Raw genomic sequence first — 24,060 nt, 5'->3', positions numbered from 1 at the left:
CACCGGCGCCGCCGGTAAACGGACCCGATGCCGCGGCCCGACCGCCCGAATGACCGGTTCGGCCCTACCCTGCGGTCAGGTCGCAGCTGTCGTCGTTCTCGACCGGCCGCTGGGCGGCCCAATGCTCCTGGATGGCGAAGCGTCCGTCCTGGACCTCAGCGAGGTAGACATCGAGAATACAGTGATGGGTCGCCGGGTCGACCGTCACGGCGCCGCTCGGCCCGTCGATGGAAATTCCCGTTTCCAGCGCCTCGACGACCGTCTCGCGCGCAATGTCGCCCGCCTTTTCGACGCCGGCGGCCCACAGCATCATGCCCTGATAGTCGCTGGGTCCGAGCGTGCCGATGACCGCCTCGTCCGGGAAGCGCTCCTTGTACCTGGCGCGGAACGCGATATTGGCCGGCGTGTCGATCTCGTCGAGATAGTTCTTGGCAACGGTGATGCCCTCGACGACGTTGGCCGGAAGGCGTCGCACCTCGCCGGAATCGCCGAAAGCGTGACCGGCAAGGCCGATTTTCCCCGACAGGCCGGCCGCGGCCCACTGTCCGTAAAACGCCTCCTGCGGCGGGCTGATGAAGATGTTGAAGACGCTGTCCGCCTTGGCCTGCTGAACACGGCCGATCGTGGCGGAAAAGTCGTTGGCATCGAGCGGAAAGAACTCCTCGCCGACGATCTCGCCGCCATGCTGCGCGGCGATCCTGGCCGCCCAGGCGGCGGAATCGTGCCCGAAATTATAGTCGGCCGCGACGGTGTAGATCTTCGGGCCGAACTTTTCGATCATGTAGGGAATGAGCTTGGCCAGAAGCTGCTGCGGGGTCGGGCCGGTGACAAAGGTGTTGCGGTCGCACAGGCCGCCCTCATAGATCATGTTGTAGAAATAAAGCGTCTGCGCCCGGCTGAGGATCGGACGGACGATCTCGCGCGCGGCGCTGGTGATGCCGCCATGCACCACCGCGACGCGGTCGCGCAGGGCCGATTGCTGGGCATATTGCGCGTAAAGCTGGTTGTCGGACTGGGTGTCGTAGATCTTCAACTCCACCTCGCGCCCGAGCACGCCGCCAGCCGCGTTCAGCGTTTCGGCGGCGAGCTGGATGCAGTTGACCTTGGGACGGCCCAGCACCTCCAACGGGCCGGACAGATCGAGCAGAACGCCGACGCGGATCGGATCGGAGCCGAGCGCGGCGGTTCTCATCAGGAAAGGCGCCGACAGAAGCGTCGTCGCACCGATTGCATTTTTCAGGATAGTTCTGCGGTTTACGACCATTGCGATCATCTCCTTCCCGTAAACGGCGGGAAAAGAGACGAAGCCGCCACGCCGGGCCATGGCGAAATTCGACAATTGCATGACAATTTCTGACATTGGCAGCGGTTTGGCTCCGCAACAGGCAGCCAATGCGTGGAACGCAGGCGATCGCCGGCTCCCTTGCCGGGCCGTTAGGGTTCCGGCGAATGCGCGGGGTCGTTGACTTCGGCGCGCCGGCATTGCCGAATCCTGGCCGCCGCAACGTCCATCCAATCGCGTAACAGCCCCTGATCCTCCTTGGAAAACCGTGCGCGCCGTTTCAGGTCGTCGAAGGAATCATGCGGGTGCGCGCGTTCGTAGTCGTCGCGGACCAGGCTTTCGTACCGGGCGCGCAGCACCGGATCATCCGGCCCCAGCGCCTGCTTGATCCCGTTCGCCGACATGAAAAGCCGGCCGTCAACCGCTTCCGTCATCGCCTCCTCCGGCTCAATCCCTTGTCCGATAGAGGTCCGCCGCCGCGATCAGCGGCGCGAGATCGCCCCACTGGCCGACATTGGCCAAGACATGAAGCCGCTCGCAGCGGCCGGGCGGACATTCGCAGCGCCGCGGCCGGCGCCCGGCACACGGGCCGCACGCGGCAAAACCGGCCATGATCGCCCCGCCACACCGCGTCAGCGCGGACTTGACGCGATGCCGCCTGCCCTTCGCGCCGCTCATCTGCCGCAGCGCCCGACCGGGCCGGTGCGCGCGCCCGCTTCCACCGAAAGGCAGGCGAGGTGAGCGCATAGGGTCGCGGCCGCGGCCGCCGGCAGAAGCCGCGCCATCAGTGTTTCGAAATAGGGTTTCACGATGCGACCGGTGACGCCGGCATCGGCGCTAAGCAGCTCGACGATGTTTTCGGCCAAGGGCGTGAGGTCCGCCCGGCCAGCGCGCGGATCCAGGATCAGCCGCAGAGCGTCCTCGACATGGTCCCAGCGTCCGCCGGAAATATGGGTCATCACGTTGCAGATATGCCCGTGAGCGCGGAAAGCACTGGTGGCGATGCCCGCCATGGTGGCCGGGTCGAGCCTACCGGCCTCGGACGCCGCCTTACCGCTCGGCAGGGCCAGCCTGCCCTCCGTCACGACCTGCCGGGCGCGCGGCCGGCCCGGGTCGACGGGCGCGATCTCGGCAAAAACCATCGTCATCGACCTCTCCTCGCGCTGGTTTTGCGGCAAGCCGGACAAGGCGCGGCATCGCCGTTGGGCGGATCGTGTCTAATCGATAAAAGATATATTGACAATATATCTTTTTAGATCGACACTCGTTGCGTGGCCGGCATGGCCGCCTCGCCCCAACCCGTTCAAGCCAAGGAGAACGCCAATGAGCGATACAGCCCAGAGCGCGGATGTCGTCGACGTACGCAGCCTCGTGCCCGCCGACCGGCATGCCAAAATCTTCCAGCTCGTCGACGCGCTGAAGCCGGGAACGTCGTTCGTGCTCGTCAACGATCACGATCCAAAGCCGCTCTATTACCAGCTCGAGGCCGAGTATCCCGGCCAGTTCTCGTGGGACTATGTCGAACAGGGCCCGCAGGTCTGGCGCGTGGAGATCGGCAAACACGCCGAGGCCGCCTGACCGGCCTCGCCGCGGCGCCGGCACGGCCGGCGTCACGGCCCAGGGAAACGACCATGCTCGGTGTCACGCTGTCACGCTGGACGATGTCCTATTTCGCCGCCGCGCTCGCTGCGCTGCTGGTGGGCCAGGGGCTGATGACAGCCGGATACGGCTTCCCCTCCGCGCCGCTACGCGCCCCCGAAACGCTGGTCGTGGTGCATGTGGTCGCGATCGGCTGGCTCAGCCTTTTGCTGTGCGGCGCGCTGTTCCAGTTCGTTCCGGTGCTGATTGCGCGCCCGCTGCACAGCAACACCCTGCCGTTGCCGGCGCTGGTGCTGCTTCTGGCGGGCCTCGGCGCGCTGCTTGCCGGCTTTCTACAACTCGCCGGAACGCTCGATCCCGCGCCGCCGCTCCTGCCCGTGGCCGCGACGTTGCTGGCGGGCGGGTTCGCGCTCGCGCTCTATGACCTCGCTCGCACGCTGTGGCCGGCACGGCCTCTGCCGCTGCCGGCGCGGTTCGTTGCGGTCGCGCTTTTCTTCCTCGCCACCACCGTCACGCTCGGCACGCTGTTCAGCTTCGCCCTGACGACGGGCCTGGGCTCGCAGCCGCTGCTTGCGATCGCCGGTGCGGGACTGCCGCTGCATGTCGTGGCCGGGCTCGCCGGCTGGCTGACCCTGGCCGCGATCGGTGTCAGCTATCGTCTTCTGGCAATGTTCATGCTGGCGCCCGAACTCGAGGGGACCCGCTCCCGGGCGGTATTCTGGACCGGCACCGCCGGCTTGGCGCTCGCCGTACTGGGCGGGCTTGCCGCGCTTGCTTTCGACGCCGCGCTCGCGCCGGCGCTTGTCGGCGGCGGGATCCTCGGTCTCGTCGCGCTGGTGCTCTACGGTGCCGACATCGTCCATCTCTACCGCGCCCGCAAGCGCCGCATCATCGAGCTGAACAGCCAGATGGCCGTCTTCGCCTTCGCCGCGCTCGCTGTCGCGGCCGCGCTGGCGGTGACGCTGATCGTCCTCGGCCGGTTGAGCGAGCAGGTCGGCGCGCTGGTTTTCCTTGTCGCCTTCGGATGGCTCACCGGGCTCGGCCTCGCCAAGCTCTACAAGATCGTCGCCTTCCTGACCTGGCTCGAATGTTACGGTCCGGCCCTCGGCAGGGCGGCGACCCCGCGCGTGCAGGATCTGGTCGTGGAAGCGCGCGCGCGCACCTGGTTCCTGCTTTATTATCTGGCGGTCGCAAGCGCGACGGTGGCGCTGCTGGCGGCCCACGTGCTCGCTTTCCGGCTGGCGGCCGGCGCCATGACCCTGGCAACGCTGGCCATCGCCGCAGAACTGATACGCGCGCGCCGGCTGGCCGACGTATCCGCCGAAATCCGGCTGCCCGCCGGTGCCCAGCGCCCACATCTGCTCATGTCCATACCCCACCCAAGCCGATGAGAAGGGAGACATTGCGATGACACAGGACTATCTCGACCTTGACGTTCGCCCGATCCTTCGCGACGGCGGCGAGCCGTTCGAAAAGATCATGGAGGCCGTCGCCGCGCTGGCGCCCGACCAGGGTCTGCGCCTTTACGCCACCTTCAAGCCGGTTCCTCTGTTCCAGGTGCTGGGCCGGCAAGGTTTCGGTTACGCGGCACGGGAAATCGGCGGCGGCGACTGGGAGGTGCTTTTCAGCCGGACGGACATTCCGGCGGAGGCGGCACCCGCAGCCAACCCGGCGCCCGCCAACCCGTCCGCCGCTGGCGCCTCCGACTGGCCTGCTCCCGTCCAGGAAATGGACAATCGCGAACTGGAACCGCCCGAGCCGATGGTGCGCATCCTCGCCGCCATCGAAAAAATGCGTCCCGGCGAGGTCCTGTCGGCGCTGCTTTGCCGCGAGCCGATGTTCCTGCTGCCCGAACTCGAAAAACGCGGCCATGCCTGGCGCGGCGGCTTCGAGCCCGACGGCGAAACCTACAAGATCACCGTGCGTGTCGGACAAGCGGGCGGCGATGCCTGACACGCACGCCATAAGGAGGCAGCGACGATGTTCATCCAGACGGAAGCCACATCCGATCCCGCACGCCTGACCTTTCTGCCAGGTCGCGCGGTTCTGCCGCACGGGACCTTGACGATCAACGACCGCGCCGCGGCCGCGCGCTCGCCGCTGGCCGCCCGGCTGTTCGACGTGCGCGGCGTCGCCGCGCTTGCGCTCGGGCCCGACTACATCACCATCACCAAGGAAAGCGGCGACTGGCAGCACCTCAAGCCCGCCCTGCTGGGCGCCATGATGGAGCATTTTTTGTCGGGCGCGCCGGTGCTGTCGGAACCGGCGCACGCCGCCGCCGCGCCCGTCTCCGAGGCGACCGGGAAACTGGTCGAAGAAATCACCCAGGCGCTGCGGCATGTGATCGACCCGGAACTCGGCTACAATATCGTCGATCTCGGCCTGATCTACCATGTCGATGTCGACACTGACGGGCTCGCCACGGTCACGATGACCACGACCTCGCCCGGCTGTCCGGCGACCGGCTATCTGAGCGACGGGGCACGCGAGCGCGCCGCGTCGGTTGCAGGTATTTCGCGCGCCGAGGTCAAGCTCACCTACGAGCCGCGCTGGTCCACGGAACTGATGAGCGACGGCGCCAAGGCCCATTTCGGGATCGGCACCGGCGGGCGGCGATGATCTCCAAACCCGACCCGAACGCGCAGCTTTGCGACATCCTTCTGGCCAGCCTGGTACGCCTGGCCGAGACCGGCGAGACGGAGGCGGCCTGCCGGCTGGCGGGACGCGCCTATGCGGCCCTGCGGCTGGACACCCCCGACGCGGCCCGGCGCTTCGACGTGTTCTTGCACCGACTTACGCCCTCGCTCACCTGGACCGCGCCGCCGGACCGGCGCCAAGCCGTCCCGCCCGCACCGACATGAGCGGCACCGGCCATCGCCGACCGGACGCAACCGGGCGCCAGGCGCGACCCGCAGCCAGAAGCGTAAGACGCGCCCGCTTCACGCGCATCCTGCCGCCGATCGTCGCCGGCTTTGCCTTCGTCTTCGTCGTGGCCGCCATTGTCGGCCTGCTGTGACCACATCACGCCGCCGAGACGATTTTCGCCCCGGGGGCGACGCCCGGCGCCACGCATCGTTTGCACCGCTCCATTCCGATGCGGCCTGACGAAACGGCGTTCCGGACGCATCGCCTCGGCAGTGCGGCGCTCATCCGACGGCGCAGGCAAAAACGCCCGGCCGGCCCTTGACCTTCCCAATACTGGAAGCTCCATCTTCGGCGCCGACAGTGATTTCGAGGGAAGCTTGATGAACGCCCCAGTCAAACCCGATATGCGCGAGACCGTGACCCTGGCGATCGAAGGCATGGGCTGCGCCTCCTGCATCGGCCGGGTCGAGAAGGCGCTTACCGCCGTGCCCGGCGTCGCCGGAGCGAGCGTCAATCTTGCCACGGAAAAGGCCGACATCACGCTTTCGAGCCCGGTCGAGCACCGGTCGCTGGTCGAAGCGATCGAAAAGGCCGGCTATTCGGTGCCGTCCGCCTCGACCACGCTGGCGATCACCGGCATGAGTTGCGCGTCGTGCGTCGGCCGCGTCGAGAAGGCACTTGCCGCCGTGCCCGGCGTAACCGAGGCCAGCGTCAATCTGGCCACGGAAAAGGCGCGCGTGAAAGGCATGGCCGATACCGATGCGCTGGTCGCGGCGATCGCGGCGGCCGGCTACCAGGCGCGGCCGGTGGATACGAGCGCGGAGGCACGCCAGGACAGCGCCGCGCGCAAGGATGCCGAGGAAGCGGAACTGCGGCGCAACCTGATACTGGCGGCACTGGCGACAGTGCCGGTCTTCGTGCTCGAAATGGGCGCCAAGATCGTCCCGGGCATGCATGGCTGGATCGAAGCGACGATTGGCACGCAGACCAACTGGTTGATCCAGTTCGCGTTGACCGCCTTCGTGCTTTTCGTGCCGGGCCGGCGTTTCTACACGCACGGCATTCCCGCGCTGGCGCGCGGCGCGCCGGACATGAACTCGCTGGTCGCGGTCGGCACCGCTGCCGCCTTCCTCTATTCGCTGGTCGCCACTTTCGCTCCCGCTCTGCTGCCGGCGGGCACGGTCAACGTCTATTACGAGGCGGCGGCGGTGATCGTCACGCTGATCCTGCTCGGCCGCTGGCTGGAAGCGCGCGCCAAGGGCCGCACCTCCGAAGCGATCAAACGCCTGGTCAGCCTGCAGGCCAAGACGGCCCGCGTACGCCGCGACGACACGACCGCCGACATCGCCGTTTCCCAGGTCAGGCCCGGCGACATCGTCGAGGTGCGCCCCGGCGAGCGCCTGCCGGTCGACGGCACGGTGATCGAGGGCGACAGCTATGTCGACGAATCGATGATCACCGGCGAGCCGATGCCGATCGCCAAGTCCGCGGGCGCGACCGTCGTCGGCGGCACCGTCAACCAGACCGGGGCGCTGGCCTTCACCGCGACGGCCGTCGGCGCCGATACCATGCTTGCCCAGATCATTCGCATGGTGGAAGAGGCGCAGGGCTCGAAGCTGCCGATCCAAGCGCTGGTCGACAGGGTGACGCTATGGTTCGTCCCCGCCGTGATGGCGGCGGCGGCGCTGACCTTCCTGGTGTGGATGGTGTTTGGGCCCGAGCCGGCGCTGACCTTCGGCCTGGTCAATGCGGTCGCGGTACTGATCATCGCCTGCCCCTGCGCCATGGGTCTGGCGACCCCGACCTCGATCATGGTCGGTACCGGCCGCGGTGCGGAAATGGGTGTGCTTTTTCGCAAGGGCGAGGCGCTGCAACTGCTCAAGCAGGCCAGCATCGTCGCCTTCGACAAGACCGGCACGCTGACCGAGGGCCGGCCGACCCTAACCGACTTCGACCTGGCCGAGGGGTTCGCGCGGGACGAGACGCTGGCCAGGATCGCGGCCGTGGAAACCCGTTCCGAACATCCGATCGCGCGCGCCATCGTCGAGGCGGCGGAAGCCGACGGCCTCGCCTTGCCGGAGGCGAGCGGGTTCCAGTCGGTCACCGGCTTCGGTGTCGCCGCCGAAGTCGCCGGGACGCGCGTGGAAATCGGCGCCGACCGCTACATGAAACGCCTCGGCCACGATGCCGATCGCTTCGCGGCGACGGCGCAACGACTGGCCGACGAGGGCAAGACGCCGCTCTACGCCGCGATCGGCGGCAAGCTCGCCGCCATCATCGCGGTCGCCGACCCGATCAAAAAGACGACGCCCGAGGCGATCGCGGCCCTGCACGAGCTCGGCCTCAAGGTGGCGATGATCACCGGCGACAACCGCCGCACGGCCGAAGCCATCGCCGGAAAGCTCGGCATCGACGAGGTGGTCGCCGAGGTGCTGCCGGACGGCAAGGTCGACGCAGTGCGCCGGCTGAAGGCCGAGCACGGCACGCTCGCCTTTGTCGGCGACGGCATTAACGACGCGCCGGCGCTGGCGGAAGCCGATGTCGGCCTGGCGATCGGAACCGGGACCGACGTGGCGATCGAGGCCGCCGACGTGGTGTTGATGGCCGGCAACCTGCGCGGCGTGCCCAACGCCATCGCGCTGTCGCAGGCAACACTGGGCAATATCAGGCAGAACCTATTCTGGGCTTTCGCCTACAATACGGCGCTGATCCCGGTCGCCGCCGGCGTGCTTTACCCGGCCTTCGGCCTGTTGCTGTCGCCGATGCTGGCGGCGGCCGCCATGGCGCTGTCGAGCGTGTTCGTGCTCGGCAACGCGCTGCGCCTGCGCCGCTTCGCCGCGCCGCTGGCGGCGGGCGGGACGGCTGCGGCCGGCCCCGCGCCGACGCAGCGGCCGGTGTCGGCAAGCTAACCGCAGGCCCCGCCGGGATCCCCCGCCGACGGCACCGCCTATCCGGAGACGCCAGCATGGCGCGCAAAGACGCTCCGCACCCGGCCGGTCACGGCGGCCATCTGCCGTCCAGCGGGCGGGCGCTGACGATCTCGGCGTGGCTGACGGGGCTCTATTTCGTCGCCGAGCTGATCGCCGGCCTGTGGACGGGCTCGATCGCGGTCATTTCCGATGCCTTCCACACCTTCTCGGCCGTCGGCGGCGTGCTCGTCGCCATCGTCGCGGCGCGGATCGCCCGCCGGCCGGCCGACCTGAACCGTACCTTCGGCTGGTACCGCGCCGAGATCGTCGGCGCCCTCGTCAACGGCGCCTTCTTGCTGGCGATGGCGATCCTGGTGATCGTGATGGGCGTGATGCGCCTCGGCGCACCGATCGACCTGCCGACCACGCCGATGCTGATCATCGCCGCCGGCGGCATCGTGACGGAGGTGATCTCGCTCTTCCTGCTCTACCGCCAGCAGGGCGAGGACCTGAACGTGCGGGGCGCCTATTGGCACATCATCCAGACCTTCGTCGGCAGCCTGATCATCATCGTGGCGGCTTTGGTGATCCATTTCACCGGCTTTCTCGCCATCGACCCGCTGCTCGGCATCGGCTTCGGCTTCGTGCTTCTGTGGGCAAGCTGGGGCATCCTGCGCGACGCGGTTCATCTGCTGATGGACGGGACGCCGCCCGACATCGCGCTCGACGCGGTCATCGACGCACTCAACGCTCTCGACGGGGTGGCCGATGTGCACCATGTGCACGGCTGGGCGCTGACCAGCGGACGCTACGTGTTTTCCGCACATTTGCGACTGGAGCCCGAATGGAGCGGCGACGCCGCCGGCGTGCTGCGGCAGGCGCACGCGCTGTTGTCCGCCCGCTACGGGTTCTTTTTCGTCACGCTGCAGATCGAAACCGAGTGCCTGGACGAGGCCAACGCGCGCGCCATCGACGTCACCGGGCCTGCCGCCGTTTCCAGTCCGCGTAAAGATCGGGACGCGCCTCGAGACGAACCGGAACGTGGCTGATCGCCATCGACTGCTCGGCAAAGGGCCTGGCGAGCTCGTCATAGATCGCGGCCGTCGACAGGCCGAAAGGCACGCCGTCGTCGTTGGAATAGGCGTAAACGACGGCATCGATGCCGGCCAGGCGCATCGCGGCCATGCACATCGGACACGGATGGCCGCTTGCATAGACGGTACAGCCGGCCAGATCCGGCGCGCCCAGCTTCCGGGAGGCGGCGCGCAATGCAGTCAGTTCCGCATGCGCGGTCGGGTCGTTGGTGGCCACGATCTCGTTGACGCCGGTAGCGACGACAGCACCATCCTTGACGACGACGGCGCCGAACGGGCGGCCGCCTTTTTCGACATTGGCGTGGGCGAGCTCTATCGCTTCGCGCAGGAAACGCTGTTCGTCACCGGGAGGGATTGCGGCGTTCATGGGCTTGTTCCTCCGCGTGCGCCGGCTTCAACAAGGACCTGCGCGATCTCTTCGTACCCACGGCCAAGGGCATGGGCGAGCGGGGTTACGCCATCACGATCGGCCAGATCGACATCGGCGCCCGCCTCCACCAGAAGCGCGACGATCCTTCGATGCGCGGGGCCGCCATTGCCGAGAATGACCGCCTCGAGCAGAGCCGTCCAGCCGAGATTGTTGACGTGGTCGACCTCGACGCCCGCCGCGATCAGCGTGCGCACCGTCTCGACATGGCCGCGCTCGGCCGCCGGGATCAACGCGGTTCCGCCATAGCGGTTGGTGCTTTGAAGGTCCGCGCCATAGGCAAGCGTCATTTTCAAGATCTCGAGATGGCCGCGCGCGCCGGCATAAAGATAAGGGCTGTCGTCGATATCGTCCTTCGCGTTGACGTTGGCACCCGCCTCAATCAGCGCGGCGGCGGCCTCGACCTCGTTGCCATGCGTGGCCACCAGCAGCGCGGTACGGCCCTTCCGGTCCCGGGCGTCGATATCGGCGCCGGCGGACAGAAGCGCACGGATGGCGGTAACGTCATTGCTGGCCGCCGCCTCGTGCAGCCCGGATAGTTCGGTCATCGACTGCCCCGACAGGGTTGGCGTGTGGACAAGAACCGCAAACAGCGCGGCAACGCACAGTATGAGGATTTTGGGCATCGGCTATCGTTCCCGTACCAAGACGGCCGGCTTGCCAGCGCCTTTGACGCGCCGTGTGCCGGTGTGTCCACGGACACAAATATAGGCCATGGGGGAGAAGGCTGCGCAAGAGCGCGCCCGGCAAGCGCGCCAACAGGTCGCGCAGAGCATTGTTGCGCTTCCAGCCGCAACAGGAGCGGGGATTTTGCTTGGCCCCGCCTTGTGATAGGTGCACGACAGGTATCAGCATCGGAGTTCCGTCCGTTGACGCAGTCCGCCGAGAAGCAAAGCGGGAGCGAGCTTTATTCGTCCATTCAGGTCGTGCACCGGTCCCTGCGCGTGCTCGAGACGCTTGCCGGAGCGGAAACGCCGCTGTCGCTGACGACGGTGGCCGAGCGGGTCTCGCTTCACCGCAGCACGACGCTGCGCATCCTGCGCACGCTCGCCGAGGACGGCTATGCCGCATTCCAGGCCAAGACGAAAAGCTGGACCGTCGGCCCGGCCGTGCTGCGGCTTCAGGCCGGCGCGCGCGCCAGCACCGATCTGCGCCAGGTCGCCCGGCCGGTGATGCAAGCGCTTTCCCAGGCGGTCGGCGAAACCGTCCAGCTCGCCACGATGGTCGACGCGGAAGTCTGCTATCTCGACAAGGTGGAACCGCCCGATCAGGAAATCCGCGTGCTGTCGGAGGTCGGTAGCCGACGTCCGCTCTATTGCACCGCACTCGGCAAGGCGCTGTTGACCGGCCTCGACGAACAGGCGCTGGCGCAAACGGTCGCCGGCCTGCGCTTCGAACGTCACACCGATCAGACGATCACAGATCCCGAAACGCTGATCCGCGAGGTCGCCGAGGCGCGGCAGCGCGGCTACAGTCTCGACCGGCGCGAGTATAATCGTGCCATCCAGTGTTCCGCCGCGCCGATCCGCGACGCCGGCGGCAACATCGTCGCCGCGATCAGCGTGTCGACGATCGGTCTCGATATCGCCGGTGAGACGTTCGCCGACATCATCGCCCGCAACCTGGCCGCCGCCGACGAAATCTCGCGCGCGATGGGCTGGCACGCCCCCCTCCCGTCGGCCTGACGCCGCTTCGGGCAGCAATCTTCCTAATTCCCGGCCGAGTTCTCGGGCGATCCCGTCGCCCGGCCCGCGAGCATGGGTAATTTTTATGTTTTTACTACGTGAAACAAAATTCCGTAATGTGAAACAATATTGCCTCGAAAGCGGCCAGAGACTATGGTGGCTCGATCACAGGAAGAGGTCGCAATGTCTGAGAACCGCCCCCACGCCCGTTCCCGCAATCCGTTTCGTCGGGCGCTGTCGCAAGACCGACCGCTGCTCGGCATCTGGTCGATGCTGAACTCGTCGAACGCGGTCGAGGGGCTGAGCGAGTGCGGCTTCGACTGGGTGCTGATCGACGGTGAGCACTCGCCCGTCACCTTGCCCGACGCGATCGCCCATATGCGGGCCGCGAAGGGCGCCGACATCGTTCCGATCATCCGTATTCCCTGGAACGAGCCGGTGCTCATCAAGCAATATCTGGACGCCGGCGCAACGACGCTGATGCTGCCTTATGTTCAGTCGGCCGCCGAAGCCGAGGCCGCGGTCGCCGCGATGCACTATCCGCCGCGCGGCACGCGCGGCGTTGCCGCCATGCACCGCGCCAGCCGCTACGGAACCGACAAGACCTATCTTGCCGAGGCCGGGGACGCGGTGGCGCTGATCGTTCAGATCGAGACGCAGCAGGCGCTCGACAATCTCGAGGCGATCGCCGGCGTCGACGGCGTCGACGCAGTATTCTTCGGCCCGGGCGACCTCGCCGCCACGATGGGCTATCTGGGCAGGCCGGCCGAACCGGCGGTGGTCGATGCCATCCTGGACGGTCATGCGCGCCTCAAGGACAAGCCGGTCAAGGTCGGCGTCCTCGCTCCCAATCCCGAACTGGCCGAGCGCTTCGTGCGCCACGGTTTCGACTTCGTGTCGGTGGCCAACGACGCCGCCGTTCTGTTTACGGGCGCGAGCGCGCTCGCCTCGCGCTTCCAGGCCGTACGAGCCGAAGGACATTGATCTGAGGGCAACGCTGCGGCCTCACTGACCAAGCACGATCCCGAAACCGGAGACCAGGTTTCGGGGTTTTCTTCGCGCCGCTGCCGGCGCGCACCGCCGGCCGTCGCCGCCCTTCAAAGGGCAGAGACCGACTGCACCGCCCGCGCGATCGGGCTGGCGGGCTCCAGATACTGATCCATGATGTTGAAGTGGTGATAGCCCGGCAGCACCTGCACGTCGGGGTCGTAGCCATGCCGGCGCAGATGCGCCGAATAACGGAAACTCTGGTCGATCCACGCCCAGGGCTCCAGCCCGCCTGCGAAAATGAAACAGCGGCAATCGACCCGCGGCGGCAGCGCTTCGGTATTGTTGCGAGCGATGATGTCGTCGCGCAGCTTCAGTTCCGAACGGACGCTGATCAGGCTTGCGGGGAACGGATCGAAGATCCCGCTGATCATCACCGCGCCCTTGACGATATCCGCCGGCAGGCCGCGCGCCGGCCAGTCGGTGGCGACCGCCATCGAGCATAGATGCGCCCCGGCCGAGTTGCCGGAAATGCTGATGCGCTCGGGATCGCCGCCATAGGACGCGATGTTTCGGTAGCACCAGGCAATCGCCTCGAGCGCCGATCCCGACACCCGGTCGAGGCTGACGGTCGGACACAGATCGTAGTTCACGATCACCAGCGTAACGCCGCGCTGGACGAGGTCGCGCGCAATGAAGGCGAAATTCGCCTTGTCCTGCGTGCGCCAGTAGCCGCCGTGGAAGAACATGTGCACCGGCGCGTTGTCGCCGGCCGGGAAGATGTCGACGCCGTTGAGCGCGCCGTCGCCATAGGCGATGTCGAGATGGGCCGTCATCACCTGGCGGCACACCTTGCTGATCGCCGAGCGGTGAACCTGGAAGCGCGAGAAGTCGGCAACGGATTTCTGCGGATTGAACTGATGTTCCAGTTCGGCGGCGTCGAGGGCTCTCCAGTCCATGGCGCTCATCCCGCGAATGTCGGTTCGGCGATACCCTTGGCGCCGAGCCCGGTGATCGCGAACAGATTGCCGGCCAGCGGCTGCTCGGCCTCCTCGCCGGGCTTCAGGAAACGGCGAGCGGTAACGACATAAAGCGTGTCGAGATCGGCGCCGCCGAAGGAACACATCGTGGGATGCTTGACCGGCAATTCGATGCGCCGGTCAAGCTTGCCGGCGGGCGAGTAGCGGCACACCGAGCCGTCATGGATCATGGCGCACCAGTAATAGCCTTCGGTGTCGACGGTCGCCCCGTCGACGCGCCCGACCATATCGTCGGTGCGAAAGAAGTCCCGGCGGTTCTCCGCCGCGCCAGTCTCGATGTCGTAATCATAGGCATAAACCACCAGAGACCGCGTGTCGGCGAAATACATGGTCTTGTTGTCGGGCGACCAGGCAAGCCCGTTCGACACGCTGATGCCCGAATCGATGCGATGCACCGACCAGTCCGCATCCAGCCGCCACAGCACACCGGCGCCGGCGCGGAACTCGCGATGCATGGTGCCGACGAAGTAGCGCCCGCGGCGGTCGCATTTGCCGTCATTGAAGATGATGCCCTGCTCGGGTTGCGGATTGACCACCGGCTCGACCCGCACCGGATCGAGAGAGACCCGGCAGAAGCCCGATTCCAGCCCGGCGACGATGCCGCCCTTATTGTCGAACACCAGCGAGCCGATCACTTCGGGCATTTCCCAGGACTCGACTTTCCCGGACTGTGGATCGAGACAGCGAATATGCGGGCCGAACGCGTCGACCCAGTAGAGTTTCTGCTGGGCGACGTTCCATATCACCCCTTCTCCCAGCACATCGCCGGTCTGCGCGGCACATTCGATCTTCATCGCCTTCTCCGTAAGCTTCAGGTCCTGGACTGCAGCCCCCGGCCGATCAGGATCACGGCCAGAGACGAAACAACGAGCGCGAGGCCGGGGAAAATCGCCGTCCAGCTCGCGTAAAGCACGTAATCCTTGCTCTCCTGCAGGCTCGCGCCCCAATCTGGCGTGGGCGGCTGCACGCCGAGGCCCAGGAAGCCGAGCGCCGCCTGGATCTGCAGGGCGAGCGGGAACAGGATGATATATTGCGTCAGCACCGCCGGCAGCACGTTTGGCAACAGATGCCGGAACAGGATCCGCCCCTCGCCGGCGCCAAGAACCTGCGCGGCCTCGACATAGGGCCTGGCGCTTTCCACCATCGCCGCCGAGCGGGCGGCGCGGAAAAACAGCGGCAGATAGACGATCGACAGCGCCAACATGAGATTGGCGACGTTGGAGCCGATGATGCCGGTGATCATCACGCCCAGGAAGATCGGCGGAAAGCTCAGGATCACCTCCACGAGCTGCCCCGAAAAGAGATCGCTCCAGCCGCGCAGATAGCCGGCGATCGTTCCCGCCACCCCTCCGAACAGGGCCGAGAGCGCCAGCGAGCCGGCAACGATGCCGAGCGTGACACGTGCACCGTGGACGACGCGGGCGTAAACGTCCCGGCCGACATGGTCGGTGCCGAACCAATGCTCGGCAGAGGGCGGCAGCAGGGCGCGGCCGACATCGATGGCGTTGGGCGGCTGCGGCGCGAACAGGCCAGGCAGCAGCGCCACCACCGCGATCGCCAACGCGAGCGCCATTCCCATGGTCAAGGCCGGACGCCGGGCAATCATCGAGGCGAATTGAGCGGTCATGAGCGCAGCCTCGGATCGATGGCGCGGTAGAGGATGTCGACGAGCAGGTTGATCGCGATGGCCGAGATCAGGACCATCACAAGCGCCCCCTGCACCACCGGGAAGTCGCGCGCGTAAAGCGCGTTGACCAGCAGCCGTCCGAGCCCCGGCAGCCCGAACAGCGATTCGATGACCACCACGCCGCCCAGGATCTGGATGAAGATCAGCCCCATGAAGGTGATGAGCGGGACCAGGATATTGCGCAGGACATGTTTGCCCAGAATGGTGCGGGCCGGCACACCGCGCGCCTTGAGCGCGCGCACGTAATCCTGCTGCAGCGCCTCGACGACGTGCTGGCGCACGAACTGCGCGTAGGCGGCGATCTGCAGAAAGGCGAGGCTGGCCATCGGCATGGCCAGAATGATCAGATTGTCGGTCAACGAACGCAGCGGCGAGACATAGATGGTGGGCGGCGACCAGTAGAAGAAGGTGGACACGCCAAACAACAACATCAATGCCAGCCAGAAGACCGGCGTGGCCAAGAAGAGCACATTGAAGGCCTGAATGATGGTGTCGACCGCGCTGCCGGCCCGATAGCCGGCGAGCAGGCCCAGCGGAACGCCAATCAAGGACGAAACGATCAATACCAGCAACGCCAGTTCGAACGACACCGTGAAGGCGTTGAACACCAACTCGGTGACCGGACTGCCCTGCCGCCAGGAGGAGCCGAAATCACCGGTGACGACCCGGCCGAGCCAGTCGAGATACTGGACGTAAACGGGCTGGTCGAGGCCGAAGAAGCGCCGCAGCGCCGCCTCGCCCTCGCTGCTGCCCATCTGCCCCATCATCATTTCGATGATGTCGCCGGGCGCCGCCCTGACCATGGCGAACACGACCATGCTCGCCAGCCATACGGTCAGGATCGCCGCCAGGCACCGAAAGACGATGAAACGCGTCATGGCCGCCTACTTGTCGACCCAGGTCTTGACCAAGCCGAAATGCCAGCCGATCGGGTGCATGGCGTGGTTCTTGACCGTGTCCGACACGACCACGATGTGGTCGGCGCCGAACATCATCACCGTCGGCACGCTTTCGGCGAGCAGTTTCTGGAACCGGTCGTAGATCGCCTTGCGATCCTCGTAGGCCAGGGCCTGCCGGCCCTCGTCGAGCAGCGTGCTCGCCTCGTCATTGGCCCAGTTGCGGAAATCGGCGCCCTCCGGCTTCTTGTGGAAATGCCGGTAGTAGAGAATGTTGGGGTCGGGCGGCGTACCCCAATCGTTGAGCGTGAAGCCCATCTGGCGCGCCCGGAAGTTCTGCAGCCACGTACCGAGATCGAGCCGCTGAATGGCCACGCGCACACCGCCCTTGGCGAGCTGTTCGACCAGCGTGAGGGCGGCCGGTTCCATCCAATCATAGCCGATGATGGTGCGCAGCTCGATGTCGATGCCGTCCGGATGTCCGGCCTCGGCCAGCAAGGCCTTGGCGCGGTCCACGTCGACCGTTTGGTTGGGCAATTCGCCAAGCGGCACGCCCCAGCGTTCCTGCAGACCCGGGACGGTGGTTCCCAGAACCTGGCCGTAGCCCGAGATCGCAGCCTGCATGACCGCTTGCTTGTCGATCAGAAGCGCGATCGCTTGGCGGACGCGCTCGTCCTTGAGCGGCCCGTATTCGCTGTCCAGATCGAGGCTCTTCTGGTTGAGAGAGCGCGACCGCTGCACGGTCAGGCCGCCAACGCCTTCGAGCTGTTCGGCGTCCTGCGGCCGCACGAGGACCGCCATGTCGACGCGCCCGTTGCGCACCGCGACCAGCATGCCGGCGCTGTTGGGGATGAAATTGACGACGATCTCGTCGAGATAGGGCAGGCCCGGCTGCCAGTAGTCCTGATTGCGCTCGAGCCGCATATAGCTGTTTTGCACGAATTCGACGAGGCGGAACGGGCCGGTGCCGACACTGGTGCTGTTGAGCTTGGCGCGCGCGTTCTCTCCTGCATACCAGTCGCGCGGAATGATCGAGCCGTTGCGGTGGGTGAGCGTGATCAGAAAGGCCGAGTTCGGCTGTTTGAGGGTCACTCTCACCGTCAGCGGATCGACCGCCTCGACCGTGTCGATATCGGCGAAATCGAGTGCTCCGATGGTGCCGTTTTCGGGATTGCGCATGTAGTCGAGGCTATACTTGACGTCCGCCGCCTCGAACGGCTGGCCGGTGTGGAACGTCACGCCCGAACGCAGCGTGAACGTGTAGACGCTGGCATCCTCGTTGATCTCCCAGCTTTCGGCCAGGAGCGGATGCGGATTGCCGTCGTGGTCGGCATAGACCAGCGTCTGATACATCAGCGGCGCGACGAAGTTTACCGCCTCGCCGGCCTGGTGGTAGATGTCGAAGGATGGCGGCTCGATCAGCGAACCCACGGTCAGCGAGCCGCCCTGCTTGGCCGCGGGGTCGGATGCCCCATAGACGAGATCGACGGCGGCGGCCCGAGCCGAAACGCCCGTCAGCGACATCCCCAACAGCGACAGGAGCGGGATTGCGGCCACCGATTTCAGCAGCCTGCGGCGGTTGGTATCGAAGGTCTCAGCCATAACATTCCTCCCTATTTCTGGCATGTTCGATGCAGCGGCGAATTGTTTCGTCCGCCCCGTATCGGGCCCGGAAGCCGATATCGGCGGCGATGCGTTCGGCCGCTACGAGTGGAAAGACGACCGGTGGCGCTTCGTCGCGTACCGTCAGGTCCAGTTCGGGCCGGGCCGCGCGGGCAAGGGCGGCGATGGCGCCGATGTCGGTCGTTCCGCCGTTGACGTGGTAGAGCGGCCGCAGCCCGGGCGGCGCGGCGGCGAGCGCCACGCAGGCCTCGGCAACGTCGCCGACGTGAACGATATCGAAGCGATGGCGTCCCCAGCCGATCGTCAGTGTCGCCGGCGCGGCCGGGCGGCAAGCCTCGAACAGCGCCTTCAGCGGATCGAGCAAGCCACCATAGGAATGGCCCGGCCCCAGCACGAGGGTCGGCCGGACGGCCACGACCTCCAGCCCCCAATGACGGTGCGCGAAGGTGCCGATCTCCTCGGCAAGGCTTTTTGTCAGCCCGTAGATCCCTGCCGGAAAACGGGGCGCCGCCTCGTCGACGAGGCCTGAGGCGTGGTCCGCCTGCTGGCCCAGCACGGTCGTCGAGCTCGCCCAGACCAGCCGGGAGACGCCGTGGGCCCGGCATGTTGCAACGAGGCTGCGAAACCCCTCGACGTTGACGGCGAAGGCGGCGTCGATGTCGCGCTCGGCCGACAGGCCGGGGCCGCTGCCCGCGCCGGCATGAGCGGCAAGCGAGATCACCCGCTCAGGCCGGACCGCCGCGAAGACGCGTTCCAGGGACGCCGGGTCGGCCAGCGATCCGGCATGAAAACCGGCAAGCGCGCTTTGACGCGACGGGGCCGCGCGGTCGAAACCGTGAACTTCCATACCGCCGCGCGCCGCGGCGATTATCACATGACGGCCAATGAACCCGTTGCAACCGATGACAAGCAGGCGCCGGGCGGTCATGTCCGGTCCTCCCTTTGTGCGTCGAAAGCCGGCAGATCGTCGCGGATACAGGCCGTCACCTGTCCAGGCGCGACCTCGCGGTGGCTCATGTCGGCGCTGCGGCAGGCCTCGATAGCGAACGGGCAGCGCGGATGAAACACGCAGCCCGACGGCGGCGACACCGGGTTCGGCAGCTCGCCCTTGAGCAATTGCCGCTTTCCGTGTGCCGCGCCGACATGTTTGGGCACGGCCTGCAGAAGCGCCCGCGTATAGGGGTGCGCGGGATCGCGGAACACCTGCCCGGTCGGGCCGGATTCCACGATCCGACCGAGATACAGCACCATCACCCGGTCCGAAATATCGCCGACAACACGCAGGTCGTGGCTGATGAACAGCATCGACAGCGCCTGCCGGGACTGCAGCGCCTTCAACAGATCGATGATCTCGGCCTGCACCGAAACGTCGAGGGCGGAGGTCGGCTCGTCGGCGACGATCACGGTCGGCTCGACCGCCAGGGCCCGGGCGATCGCCACGCGCTGGCGCTGACCGCCTGAGAGCGCGGCGGGAAAGCGGTCGGCGATTTCCGGGCGCAGACCGACCTGCTCGAGCGCCTGCGCGACGCGGTCACGCAGCGTGCGCGCCGAAGCGAGGCCGTGCAGGCGCATGCCCTCGGCGACAGCCGCGCCGATCCGGATGCGGGGATTGAGGCTGCCATAGGGGTCCTGGAAGACCATCTGCATCTTGCGCCTGAGCGGCCGCAACTGCCTGCGGTCGAGGTCGGTGATGCGCTCGCCTTCGAGCCAGATGTCGCCGGCGGTCGGCTCCACGACCCTGATCGCGGTGCGGCCGAGTGTCGACTTGCCCGAACCCGATTCCCCGACCAGGGCCAGAACCTCGCCGCCGGCAAGCGTGAAGCTGGCATCGGTGACGGCCCGCAAGCCGGCCGTGCGGCTGAACCCGCGGCGCTGCGCAAACACCTTGCTGACGCCTTCCAGGCGCAGCAACTCCCGCCCGTTCGCGCCGCTCATGACGCCTCCTCCCAGAAGAAGCAGCGCGACTGCCAGCCGGGCGCGGTTTCAACCAGCGGCACCTCGCGCTCGCACTCCGCCCGCGCGAGCGGACAACGGCTGCGGAAGCGGCAGCCGGAAAAACCTTCACCGATCCTTGGAACGACGCCGGGCTTGGCGCGTCTGAACGGGCTTTCGACCTCGCCGTCGCCGGCGAGCTGAGGCAGGCAGGCCAAAAGCGCGGCCGTGTAGGGATGGCGCGGCGCCCCCAGCACGTCGCGCGCCGCGCCGCTCTCCACGATCTGGCCCGCATACATGACCACCACCCGGTCGGCGATTTCGCCGACCACGCCGAGATCGTGCGTGACGATGACGATCGACAGGCCCTGCTGGCGCTGGATATCCTCCAAAAGCTGCAGGATCTGCGCCTCGATGGTGACGTCCAGCGCCGTCGTCGGCTCGTCGGCGATCAGCAGGCGCGGACGGCCCGCCAGGGCGATCGCGATCATCACCCGCTGGCGCATGCCGCCCGAAAGCTGGTGCGGATAGCTGTGGGCGCGGCTTTCCGGTGCCGCGATGCCGACCTGGGTCAGAAGCTCGACCGCGCGCGCCCAAGCCTGCGCCCGACCCGCATCCTCGTGCAGCCGCACCGTCTCGGCGATCTGGTCTCCGACCGTCAGCAAAGGGTTGAGGCTGGCGCTGGCATCCTGGAAGATCATGGCGATTTCGCTGCCGCGCAGCGCGTTCAAGCCGCGCTCGTCCAGGCCGCGCAGATCGCGGCTGGCACCATCGGCGCCCGTCCACAGCACCGCGCCCGAGGTCTTGATGTCGCGCCCGTCGAGCAGGCGCATCACAGACAACATGGTAACGGACTTGCCCGAGCCGGATTCACCGACGACGGCAAGTGTCTCGCCCTGGGCAACCTTGAAGGACACGCCGTCGACAGCCCGCGTCACTCCGCCGGCCTGACCGAAATCGACCCGCAGATCGACCACCTCGAGCATGGTGACCGGCGCGCCGCCCTCCGCTACATCTTCTTCCATCCGCCGAATGGCTGGCAATATGAGAGCCCCACACGAGATGCCGCGTTGATCGGACGCCTCCGGCACGCCATTGTCGCGCGAAGGGCCAGCTTGCTCCGAAGTCCGGCACCGCGGCAGCACCGACTTCCTGGCCGACCCTACAACAGCCATCCGGTGACCTCAAGCATATTTTCAACATACGGCATCTTGTTCCACATCTTGAAAATATACGCCAAGTCTGATTGTTTGACCGCGTATGGCGACCGGCATCACGCCCGCCTTGACGGAGGAACCATGGAACCTTCCATTCCCGACTTCCGGATCGCATCCGTCGAGGCCGTCGTCCTGCGCGCGCCGATTCCGGTCCCGGTCAGGACCTCGTTCGGAACGATGCGCGACCGGCCCGCCGTCTTCCTGCGCGTTCGCGATGACCACGGCCGCCGCGGCTATGGCGAGATATGGTGCAACTTCCCCACGGTGGCGGCCGAGCACCGCAAGCGCCTCGTCGAGGAAATTGTCGGGCCGGCTCTCATCGAGATGGGGCCGGACGGAAAGACCGCGCCGTTCGACAGGCTGATGGACAGGCTGCACGTGCTTGCCCTGCAAAGCGGCGAATGGGGTCCGCTGCGCCAGGTCGCGGCCGGACTCGACGCGGCGATCTATGACCTGGCGGCGCGGCGCGCCGGCCTGCCCCTGTTCCGCTACCTCAACCCCGCCGCGTCCGGCGATATCGCGGCCTATGCCAGCGGGATCGGGCCCGAGACGCCGGGCGCCACCGCGGAACACGCCCGCGAAGGCGGACACGCGGCCTTCAAGGTCAAGGTCGGCTTCGACCGCGACACCGATTTGACGTCGCTCACCGCGATCCGCGAGGCGATCGGCCCGCAGTCGAGGCTGATGGCCGACGCCAACCAGGGATGGACGCTCGAAGAGGCCGTCGCCAGGGTCGCGGACTATGCCGGCTTCGACTTGACATGGATCGAGGAGCCCCTGCGGGCCGACCGGCCGCTTCGGGAATGGTCCGACCTGGCCGCCCGCTCGCCGATTCCGATCGCGGCGGGAGAAAACCTCAACGCCCGCGCCGAATTCGACGCGATGATGCACGGCGGCGTGTTGGCGTTCATACAGCCCGACGTCGCCAAATGGGGCGGCGTGTCGGGGTGCTATGAGGTCGCGGCTGCGGCGACCGGCACTGGGACGGTCTACTGTCCGCATTTCCTGGGCGGCGGCATCGGCCTGGCCGCCTCCGCCCACCTGCTCGCCGCCCAGGGCGGCGACGGCATGCTGGAGATCGACGTGAACCCCAATCCCCTGCGCGACGAGCTGGCCGGCGCCGTGTTGCGCCCGCATGACGGGCGTCTGCGGCTATCCGACCTGCCGGGGATCGGGATTGCGCCCGACGCGCTGTTTTCCTAACCCTCCGGGCCGCCGATCCAGATCGTCTTGGTTTGCTGATATTGCGCGATCGCCTCGGTACCGTTGTCGCGCGCCAGCGAGCCGGACCGCTTGTAGCCACCGAAAGGCGTCTTGATGTCGCCTTCCGAGAACCGGTTGATCGACACGGTTCCGCACGGCAGCCGCCGGGCGAAATGCAGGGCGCGGTCGATGTCGCGCGTGAACACGGTGGCGTGCAGACCGTAGACGGAATCGGAAGCCATGCGCAGCGCCTCCTCCGGCTCCGAAAACGCGATCACGCCCAGCACCGGGCCAAAAATCTCCTCGGTGGCTATCGTCATGCCGTGGACGACGTCGTCGAACACGGTCGGCTTGACGAAATAACCGTCATGGCCCTCGAGCGCGCCACCACCGGCAACGACACGCGCGCCCTCGCCGATGCCCGCCTCGATGTAGCCCAGCACGCGACGCTGATGGTCCGCGCTCACCATCGCGCCCATCTCGGTCGCGGGGTCGAGCGGGTCGCCGACCGTGAGGGCCGCGACCCTGGCCAGCACCTTGTCGAGGAACTCGTCCTTGCGCGCGCGCGGCACGAACTGGCGCATATTGGCCGAGCAGTTCTGGCCGCCGTTCCATAGCGCCGCCGATACCGCGTTGGACACCAGCGCGTCGTCGATCGGGGCATCATCGAGCACGATGAAAGGACTTTTGCCGCCCATTTCCAGGCCGACCGGCTTGAGGTTGCTTTCGCTGGCATATTTCAGGAACAGGGCGCCGACCTCGGTCGAGCCGGTAAACGACACCACGTCGATATCCCGGTGCCGGCCGATGGCCTGGCCTGCGGTCTCGCCGAAACCCGGCACAACGTTGAGCACGCCGTCCGGCAGGCCGGCTTGCGCGGCAAGCTCGGCCAGGCGCAACACGGTCAGCGGCGTCTGCTCGGCCGGCTTGACGACGACGCTGCAGCCCGCGGCAAGTGCCGGCGCTAGTTTCCAGGCCGCCATCAAGAGCGGGAAATTCCACGGCAGGACCAGACCCGCGACGCCGACCGGCTCGTGCACGATCAGCGCCAGCGCGCTCTCGTCCGTCGGCGCAACCTTGCCGAAACTCTTGTCGATCAACTCGCCGTACCACTGAAAGAAATTCGGCACTTCGTGCCCGACCTCGTTGAGGCAGTCGGTGATGGTCTTGCCCGAATCGAGGCTTTCCATCACCGCGAGTTCCACGGCGTGTTCGCGCAAAAGCGCGGCCAGCCGCAAAAGCACGTCCTTGCGCGCCTCGGGCGCGGCGCGAGACCAGGCGCCGGCATCAAAGGCACGGCGCGCGGCGGCAACGGCGGCATCGACATCGTCTTCGTCGCAGGCCGCGACCTCGCCCAGGATGGCGGCCGTCGCCGGGTTGAGATTGGTAAACCGCGCGCCCGAGCGGGCCGCGACGAAGCGGCCGTTGATGAAGGCTTCTGACGGGAAGGCGAGACCGGCGGCGATGGCGCGGTAGTCGTTCGGCGTGGCGATATCCATTACAGGATGCTCCGTTGCTGCGCAGGGCCAGGGCAGCGCCTTTTCAAAAAGCACCGTCGCGACCCAGCCGTGGTCGAGCACGACCCTTGCCGGAAACCGGTCCGTTCCGGGATCA

Annotated in this window: 25 protein-coding genes; 11 read left to right on the top strand and 14 right to left on the bottom strand. The window is 67.0% G+C overall.

Going from position 1 to position 24,060, the window contains the following annotated elements; all coding sequences use genetic code 11:
• Positions 1–64: 64 nt before the first annotated feature.
• The 3 genes from EP380_RS02480 to EP380_RS02470 all read right to left on the bottom strand — a co-directional run bounded on the left by EP380_RS02480 (position 65) and on the right by EP380_RS02470 (position 2,430).
• Complete coding sequence (locus EP380_RS02480) at positions 65–1,360, bottom strand: ABC transporter substrate-binding protein (protein WP_238719682.1); 1,296 nt, start codon at positions 1,358–1,360, stop codon at positions 65–67.
• Positions 1,361–1,434: 74 nt separating this feature from the next.
• Positions 1,435–1,716, bottom strand: coding sequence for a hypothetical protein (locus EP380_RS02475; protein WP_238719681.1), 282 nt, complete (start codon positions 1,714–1,716; stop codon positions 1,435–1,437).
• 240 nt (positions 1,717–1,956) lie between these two features.
• Positions 1,957–2,430, bottom strand: coding sequence for a hypothetical protein (locus tag EP380_RS02470; RefSeq protein WP_127596252.1), 474 nt, complete (start codon positions 2,428–2,430; stop codon positions 1,957–1,959).
• Positions 2,431–2,605: 175 nt separating this feature from the next.
• Between EP380_RS02470 and EP380_RS02465 the strand changes: the two genes are divergently transcribed.
• The 8 genes from EP380_RS02465 (at position 2,606) to EP380_RS02435 (ending at position 9,704) form a co-directional block, all read left to right on the top strand.
• On the top strand, positions 2,606–2,860 hold the full coding sequence (locus EP380_RS02465) for a DUF2249 domain-containing protein (RefSeq protein ID WP_127596249.1): 255 nt from the start codon (positions 2,606–2,608) through the stop codon (positions 2,858–2,860).
• Positions 2,861–2,913: 53 nt separating this feature from the next.
• Entirely contained in the window at positions 2,914–4,272 is a 1,359-nt protein-coding gene (locus EP380_RS02460) for a hypothetical protein (protein WP_127596246.1), read from the top strand.
• A 16-nt stretch (positions 4,273–4,288) separates the two neighbouring features.
• Positions 4,289–4,834 carry a DUF2249 domain-containing protein gene (locus EP380_RS02455; RefSeq protein ID WP_127596243.1) on the top strand — a complete coding sequence of 182 codons (546 nt, stop codon included), beginning with the start codon at positions 4,289–4,291 and terminating at the stop codon, positions 4,832–4,834.
• Between the two features lie 27 nt (positions 4,835–4,861).
• Positions 4,862–5,500, top strand: coding sequence for a NifU N-terminal domain-containing protein (locus EP380_RS02450; protein WP_127596240.1), 639 nt, complete (start codon positions 4,862–4,864; stop codon positions 5,498–5,500).
• Positions 5,497–5,742, top strand: a complete 246-nt coding sequence (locus EP380_RS02445; protein ID WP_127596237.1) for a hypothetical protein — start codon at positions 5,497–5,499, stop codon at positions 5,740–5,742. Before EP380_RS02450 ends, EP380_RS02445 begins: the two co-directional genes overlap by 4 nt.
• Complete coding sequence (locus tag EP380_RS23465; protein ID WP_164749726.1) at positions 5,739–5,897, top strand: hypothetical protein; 159 nt, start codon at positions 5,739–5,741, stop codon at positions 5,895–5,897. The genes EP380_RS02445 and EP380_RS23465 overlap by 4 nt, the downstream gene beginning before the upstream one ends.
• 229 nt (positions 5,898–6,126) lie before the next feature.
• Entirely contained in the window at positions 6,127–8,655 is a 2,529-nt protein-coding gene (locus tag EP380_RS02440; protein ID WP_127596234.1) for a heavy metal translocating P-type ATPase, read from the top strand.
• Positions 8,656–8,711: 56 nt separating this feature from the next.
• The gene (locus EP380_RS02435; RefSeq protein ID WP_127596231.1) at positions 8,712–9,704 is read left to right on the top strand and encodes a cation diffusion facilitator family transporter; all 993 of its coding nucleotides are present in this window, start codon (positions 8,712–8,714) and stop codon (positions 9,702–9,704) included.
• Here the strand turns inward: EP380_RS02435 and EP380_RS02430 are convergent.
• Together EP380_RS02430 and EP380_RS02425 are read right to left on the bottom strand one after the other, a co-directional pair.
• The gene (locus EP380_RS02430) at positions 9,631–10,116 is read right to left on the bottom strand and encodes a nucleoside deaminase (RefSeq protein WP_127596228.1); all 486 of its coding nucleotides are present in this window, start codon (positions 10,114–10,116) and stop codon (positions 9,631–9,633) included. The two genes, EP380_RS02435 and EP380_RS02430, sit on opposite strands and share 74 nt — an antisense overlap.
• Positions 10,113–10,724, bottom strand: a complete 612-nt coding sequence (locus EP380_RS02425; RefSeq protein WP_420845831.1) for an ankyrin repeat domain-containing protein — start codon at positions 10,722–10,724, stop codon at positions 10,113–10,115. The genes EP380_RS02430 and EP380_RS02425 overlap by 4 nt, the downstream gene beginning before the upstream one ends.
• A 321-nt stretch (positions 10,725–11,045) precedes the next feature.
• On the opposite strand from EP380_RS02425, the gene EP380_RS02420 reads away from it, so the two are divergent.
• Both EP380_RS02420 and EP380_RS02415 read left to right on the top strand, forming a co-directional pair.
• A complete protein-coding gene (locus tag EP380_RS02420) occupies positions 11,046–11,861 on the top strand; it encodes an IclR family transcriptional regulator (protein WP_127596222.1) in 816 nt (271 codons plus the stop codon).
• 183 nt (positions 11,862–12,044) lie between these two features.
• A complete protein-coding gene (locus EP380_RS02415) occupies positions 12,045–12,845 on the top strand; it encodes an HpcH/HpaI aldolase family protein (RefSeq protein WP_164749725.1) in 801 nt (266 codons plus the stop codon).
• A gap of 113 nt (positions 12,846–12,958) precedes the next feature.
• On the opposite strand, the gene EP380_RS02410 is transcribed toward EP380_RS02415, so the two are convergent.
• The 8 genes from EP380_RS02410 to EP380_RS02375 are packed head-to-tail and all read right to left on the bottom strand — an operon-like array spanning position 12,959 to position 21,051.
• Positions 12,959–13,807, bottom strand: a complete 849-nt coding sequence (locus tag EP380_RS02410) for an alpha/beta hydrolase (protein WP_164749724.1) — start codon at positions 13,805–13,807, stop codon at positions 12,959–12,961.
• A 5-nt stretch (positions 13,808–13,812) separates the two neighbouring features.
• The gene (locus EP380_RS02405; RefSeq protein WP_127596214.1) at positions 13,813–14,682 is read right to left on the bottom strand and encodes an SMP-30/gluconolactonase/LRE family protein; all 870 of its coding nucleotides are present in this window, start codon (positions 14,680–14,682) and stop codon (positions 13,813–13,815) included.
• Between the two features lie 17 nt (positions 14,683–14,699).
• Entirely contained in the window at positions 14,700–15,515 is an 816-nt protein-coding gene (locus EP380_RS02400) for an ABC transporter permease (RefSeq protein WP_127596212.1), read from the bottom strand.
• Positions 15,512–16,453 carry an ABC transporter permease gene (locus EP380_RS02395; protein WP_127596209.1) on the bottom strand — a complete coding sequence of 314 codons (942 nt, stop codon included), beginning with the start codon at positions 16,451–16,453 and terminating at the stop codon, positions 15,512–15,514. Before EP380_RS02395 ends, EP380_RS02400 begins: the two co-directional genes overlap by 4 nt.
• Positions 16,454–16,459: 6 nt before the next feature.
• Positions 16,460–18,073, bottom strand: coding sequence for an ABC transporter substrate-binding protein (locus tag EP380_RS02390; protein WP_164749723.1), 1,614 nt, complete (start codon positions 18,071–18,073; stop codon positions 16,460–16,462).
• Complete coding sequence (locus tag EP380_RS02385; RefSeq protein ID WP_127596202.1) at positions 18,066–19,022, bottom strand: NAD-dependent epimerase/dehydratase family protein; 957 nt, start codon at positions 19,020–19,022, stop codon at positions 18,066–18,068. The genes EP380_RS02390 and EP380_RS02385 overlap by 8 nt, the downstream gene beginning before the upstream one ends.
• Positions 19,019–20,029, bottom strand: a complete 1,011-nt coding sequence (locus EP380_RS02380) for an ABC transporter ATP-binding protein (RefSeq protein WP_127596199.1) — start codon at positions 20,027–20,029, stop codon at positions 19,019–19,021. The genes EP380_RS02385 and EP380_RS02380 overlap by 4 nt, the downstream gene beginning before the upstream one ends.
• The gene (locus EP380_RS02375; RefSeq protein ID WP_106571354.1) at positions 20,026–21,051 is read right to left on the bottom strand and encodes an ABC transporter ATP-binding protein; all 1,026 of its coding nucleotides are present in this window, start codon (positions 21,049–21,051) and stop codon (positions 20,026–20,028) included. Before EP380_RS02375 ends, EP380_RS02380 begins: the two co-directional genes overlap by 4 nt.
• Positions 21,052–21,324: 273 nt before the next feature.
• On the opposite strand from EP380_RS02375, the gene EP380_RS02370 reads away from it, so the two are divergent.
• A complete protein-coding gene (locus tag EP380_RS02370) occupies positions 21,325–22,446 on the top strand; it encodes a mandelate racemase/muconate lactonizing enzyme family protein (RefSeq protein WP_127596196.1) in 1,122 nt (373 codons plus the stop codon).
• Here EP380_RS02370 and EP380_RS02365 read toward each other — a convergent pair.
• Positions 22,443–23,945 (bottom strand): aldehyde dehydrogenase family protein, encoded by a 1,503-nt coding sequence (locus EP380_RS02365; RefSeq protein ID WP_127596192.1) that lies wholly within the window; start codon positions 23,943–23,945, stop codon positions 22,443–22,445. The two genes, EP380_RS02370 and EP380_RS02365, sit on opposite strands and share 4 nt — an antisense overlap.
• Positions 23,946–24,060 lie beyond the last annotated feature (115 nt).

Source organism: Nitratireductor alexandrii, from assembly GCF_004000215.1.
GTDB classification, from domain to species: Bacteria; Pseudomonadota; Alphaproteobacteria; order Rhizobiales; family Rhizobiaceae; genus Mangrovimarina; species Mangrovimarina alexandrii.
This window is presented reverse-complemented; position numbering and strand designations above follow the sequence as displayed.

What these genes read in the sequence shown, in the direction of transcription:
- EP380_RS02405 (WP_127596214.1), bottom strand. Translation starts at nt 14,682, where the DNA reads ATGAAGATCGAATGTGCCGCGCAGACCGGCGATGTGCTGGGAGAAGGG.
- EP380_RS02365 (WP_127596192.1), bottom strand. Translation starts at nt 23,945, where the DNA reads ATGGATATCGCCACGCCGAACGACTACCGCGCCATCGCCGCCGGTCTC.
- EP380_RS02410 (WP_164749724.1), bottom strand. Translation starts at nt 13,807, where the DNA reads ATGGACTGGAGAGCCCTCGACGCCGCCGAACTGGAACATCAGTTCAAT.
- EP380_RS02380 (WP_127596199.1), bottom strand. Translation starts at nt 20,029, where the DNA reads ATGAGCGGCGCGAACGGGCGGGAGTTGCTGCGCCTGGAAGGCGTCAGC.
- EP380_RS02370 (WP_127596196.1), top strand. Translation starts at nt 21,325, where the DNA reads ATGGAACCTTCCATTCCCGACTTCCGGATCGCATCCGTCGAGGCCGTC.
- EP380_RS02460 (WP_127596246.1), top strand. Translation starts at nt 2,914, where the DNA reads ATGCTCGGTGTCACGCTGTCACGCTGGACGATGTCCTATTTCGCCGCC.
- EP380_RS02435 (WP_127596231.1), top strand. Translation starts at nt 8,712, where the DNA reads ATGGCGCGCAAAGACGCTCCGCACCCGGCCGGTCACGGCGGCCATCTG.
- EP380_RS02465 (WP_127596249.1), top strand. Translation starts at nt 2,606, where the DNA reads ATGAGCGATACAGCCCAGAGCGCGGATGTCGTCGACGTACGCAGCCTC.
- EP380_RS02390 (WP_164749723.1), bottom strand. Translation starts at nt 18,073, where the DNA reads ATGGCTGAGACCTTCGATACCAACCGCCGCAGGCTGCTGAAATCGGTG.
- EP380_RS02475 (WP_238719681.1), bottom strand. Translation starts at nt 1,716, where the DNA reads ATGACGGAAGCGGTTGACGGCCGGCTTTTCATGTCGGCGAACGGGATC.
- EP380_RS02470 (WP_127596252.1), bottom strand. Translation starts at nt 2,430, where the DNA reads ATGACGATGGTTTTTGCCGAGATCGCGCCCGTCGACCCGGGCCGGCCG.
- EP380_RS02415 (WP_164749725.1), top strand. Translation starts at nt 12,045, where the DNA reads ATGTCTGAGAACCGCCCCCACGCCCGTTCCCGCAATCCGTTTCGTCGG.
- EP380_RS02425 (WP_420845831.1), bottom strand. Translation starts at nt 10,724, where the DNA reads ATGACCGAACTATCCGGGCTGCACGAGGCGGCGGCCAGCAATGACGTT.
- EP380_RS02395 (WP_127596209.1), bottom strand. Translation starts at nt 16,453, where the DNA reads ATGACGCGTTTCATCGTCTTTCGGTGCCTGGCGGCGATCCTGACCGTA.
- EP380_RS02430 (WP_127596228.1), bottom strand. Translation starts at nt 10,116, where the DNA reads ATGAACGCCGCAATCCCTCCCGGTGACGAACAGCGTTTCCTGCGCGAA.
- EP380_RS02450 (WP_127596240.1), top strand. Translation starts at nt 4,862, where the DNA reads ATGTTCATCCAGACGGAAGCCACATCCGATCCCGCACGCCTGACCTTT.
- EP380_RS02385 (WP_127596202.1), bottom strand. Translation starts at nt 19,022, where the DNA reads ATGACCGCCCGGCGCCTGCTTGTCATCGGTTGCAACGGGTTCATTGGC.
- EP380_RS23465 (WP_164749726.1), top strand. Translation starts at nt 5,739, where the DNA reads ATGAGCGGCACCGGCCATCGCCGACCGGACGCAACCGGGCGCCAGGCG.
- EP380_RS02480 (WP_238719682.1), bottom strand. Translation starts at nt 1,360, where the DNA reads ATGTCAGAAATTGTCATGCAATTGTCGAATTTCGCCATGGCCCGGCGT.
- EP380_RS02440 (WP_127596234.1), top strand. Translation starts at nt 6,127, where the DNA reads ATGAACGCCCCAGTCAAACCCGATATGCGCGAGACCGTGACCCTGGCG.
- EP380_RS02455 (WP_127596243.1), top strand. Translation starts at nt 4,289, where the DNA reads ATGACACAGGACTATCTCGACCTTGACGTTCGCCCGATCCTTCGCGAC.
- EP380_RS02400 (WP_127596212.1), bottom strand. Translation starts at nt 15,515, where the DNA reads ATGACCGCTCAATTCGCCTCGATGATTGCCCGGCGTCCGGCCTTGACC.
- EP380_RS02375 (WP_106571354.1), bottom strand. Translation starts at nt 21,051, where the DNA reads ATGGAAGAAGATGTAGCGGAGGGCGGCGCGCCGGTCACCATGCTCGAG.
- EP380_RS02445 (WP_127596237.1), top strand. Translation starts at nt 5,497, where the DNA reads ATGATCTCCAAACCCGACCCGAACGCGCAGCTTTGCGACATCCTTCTG.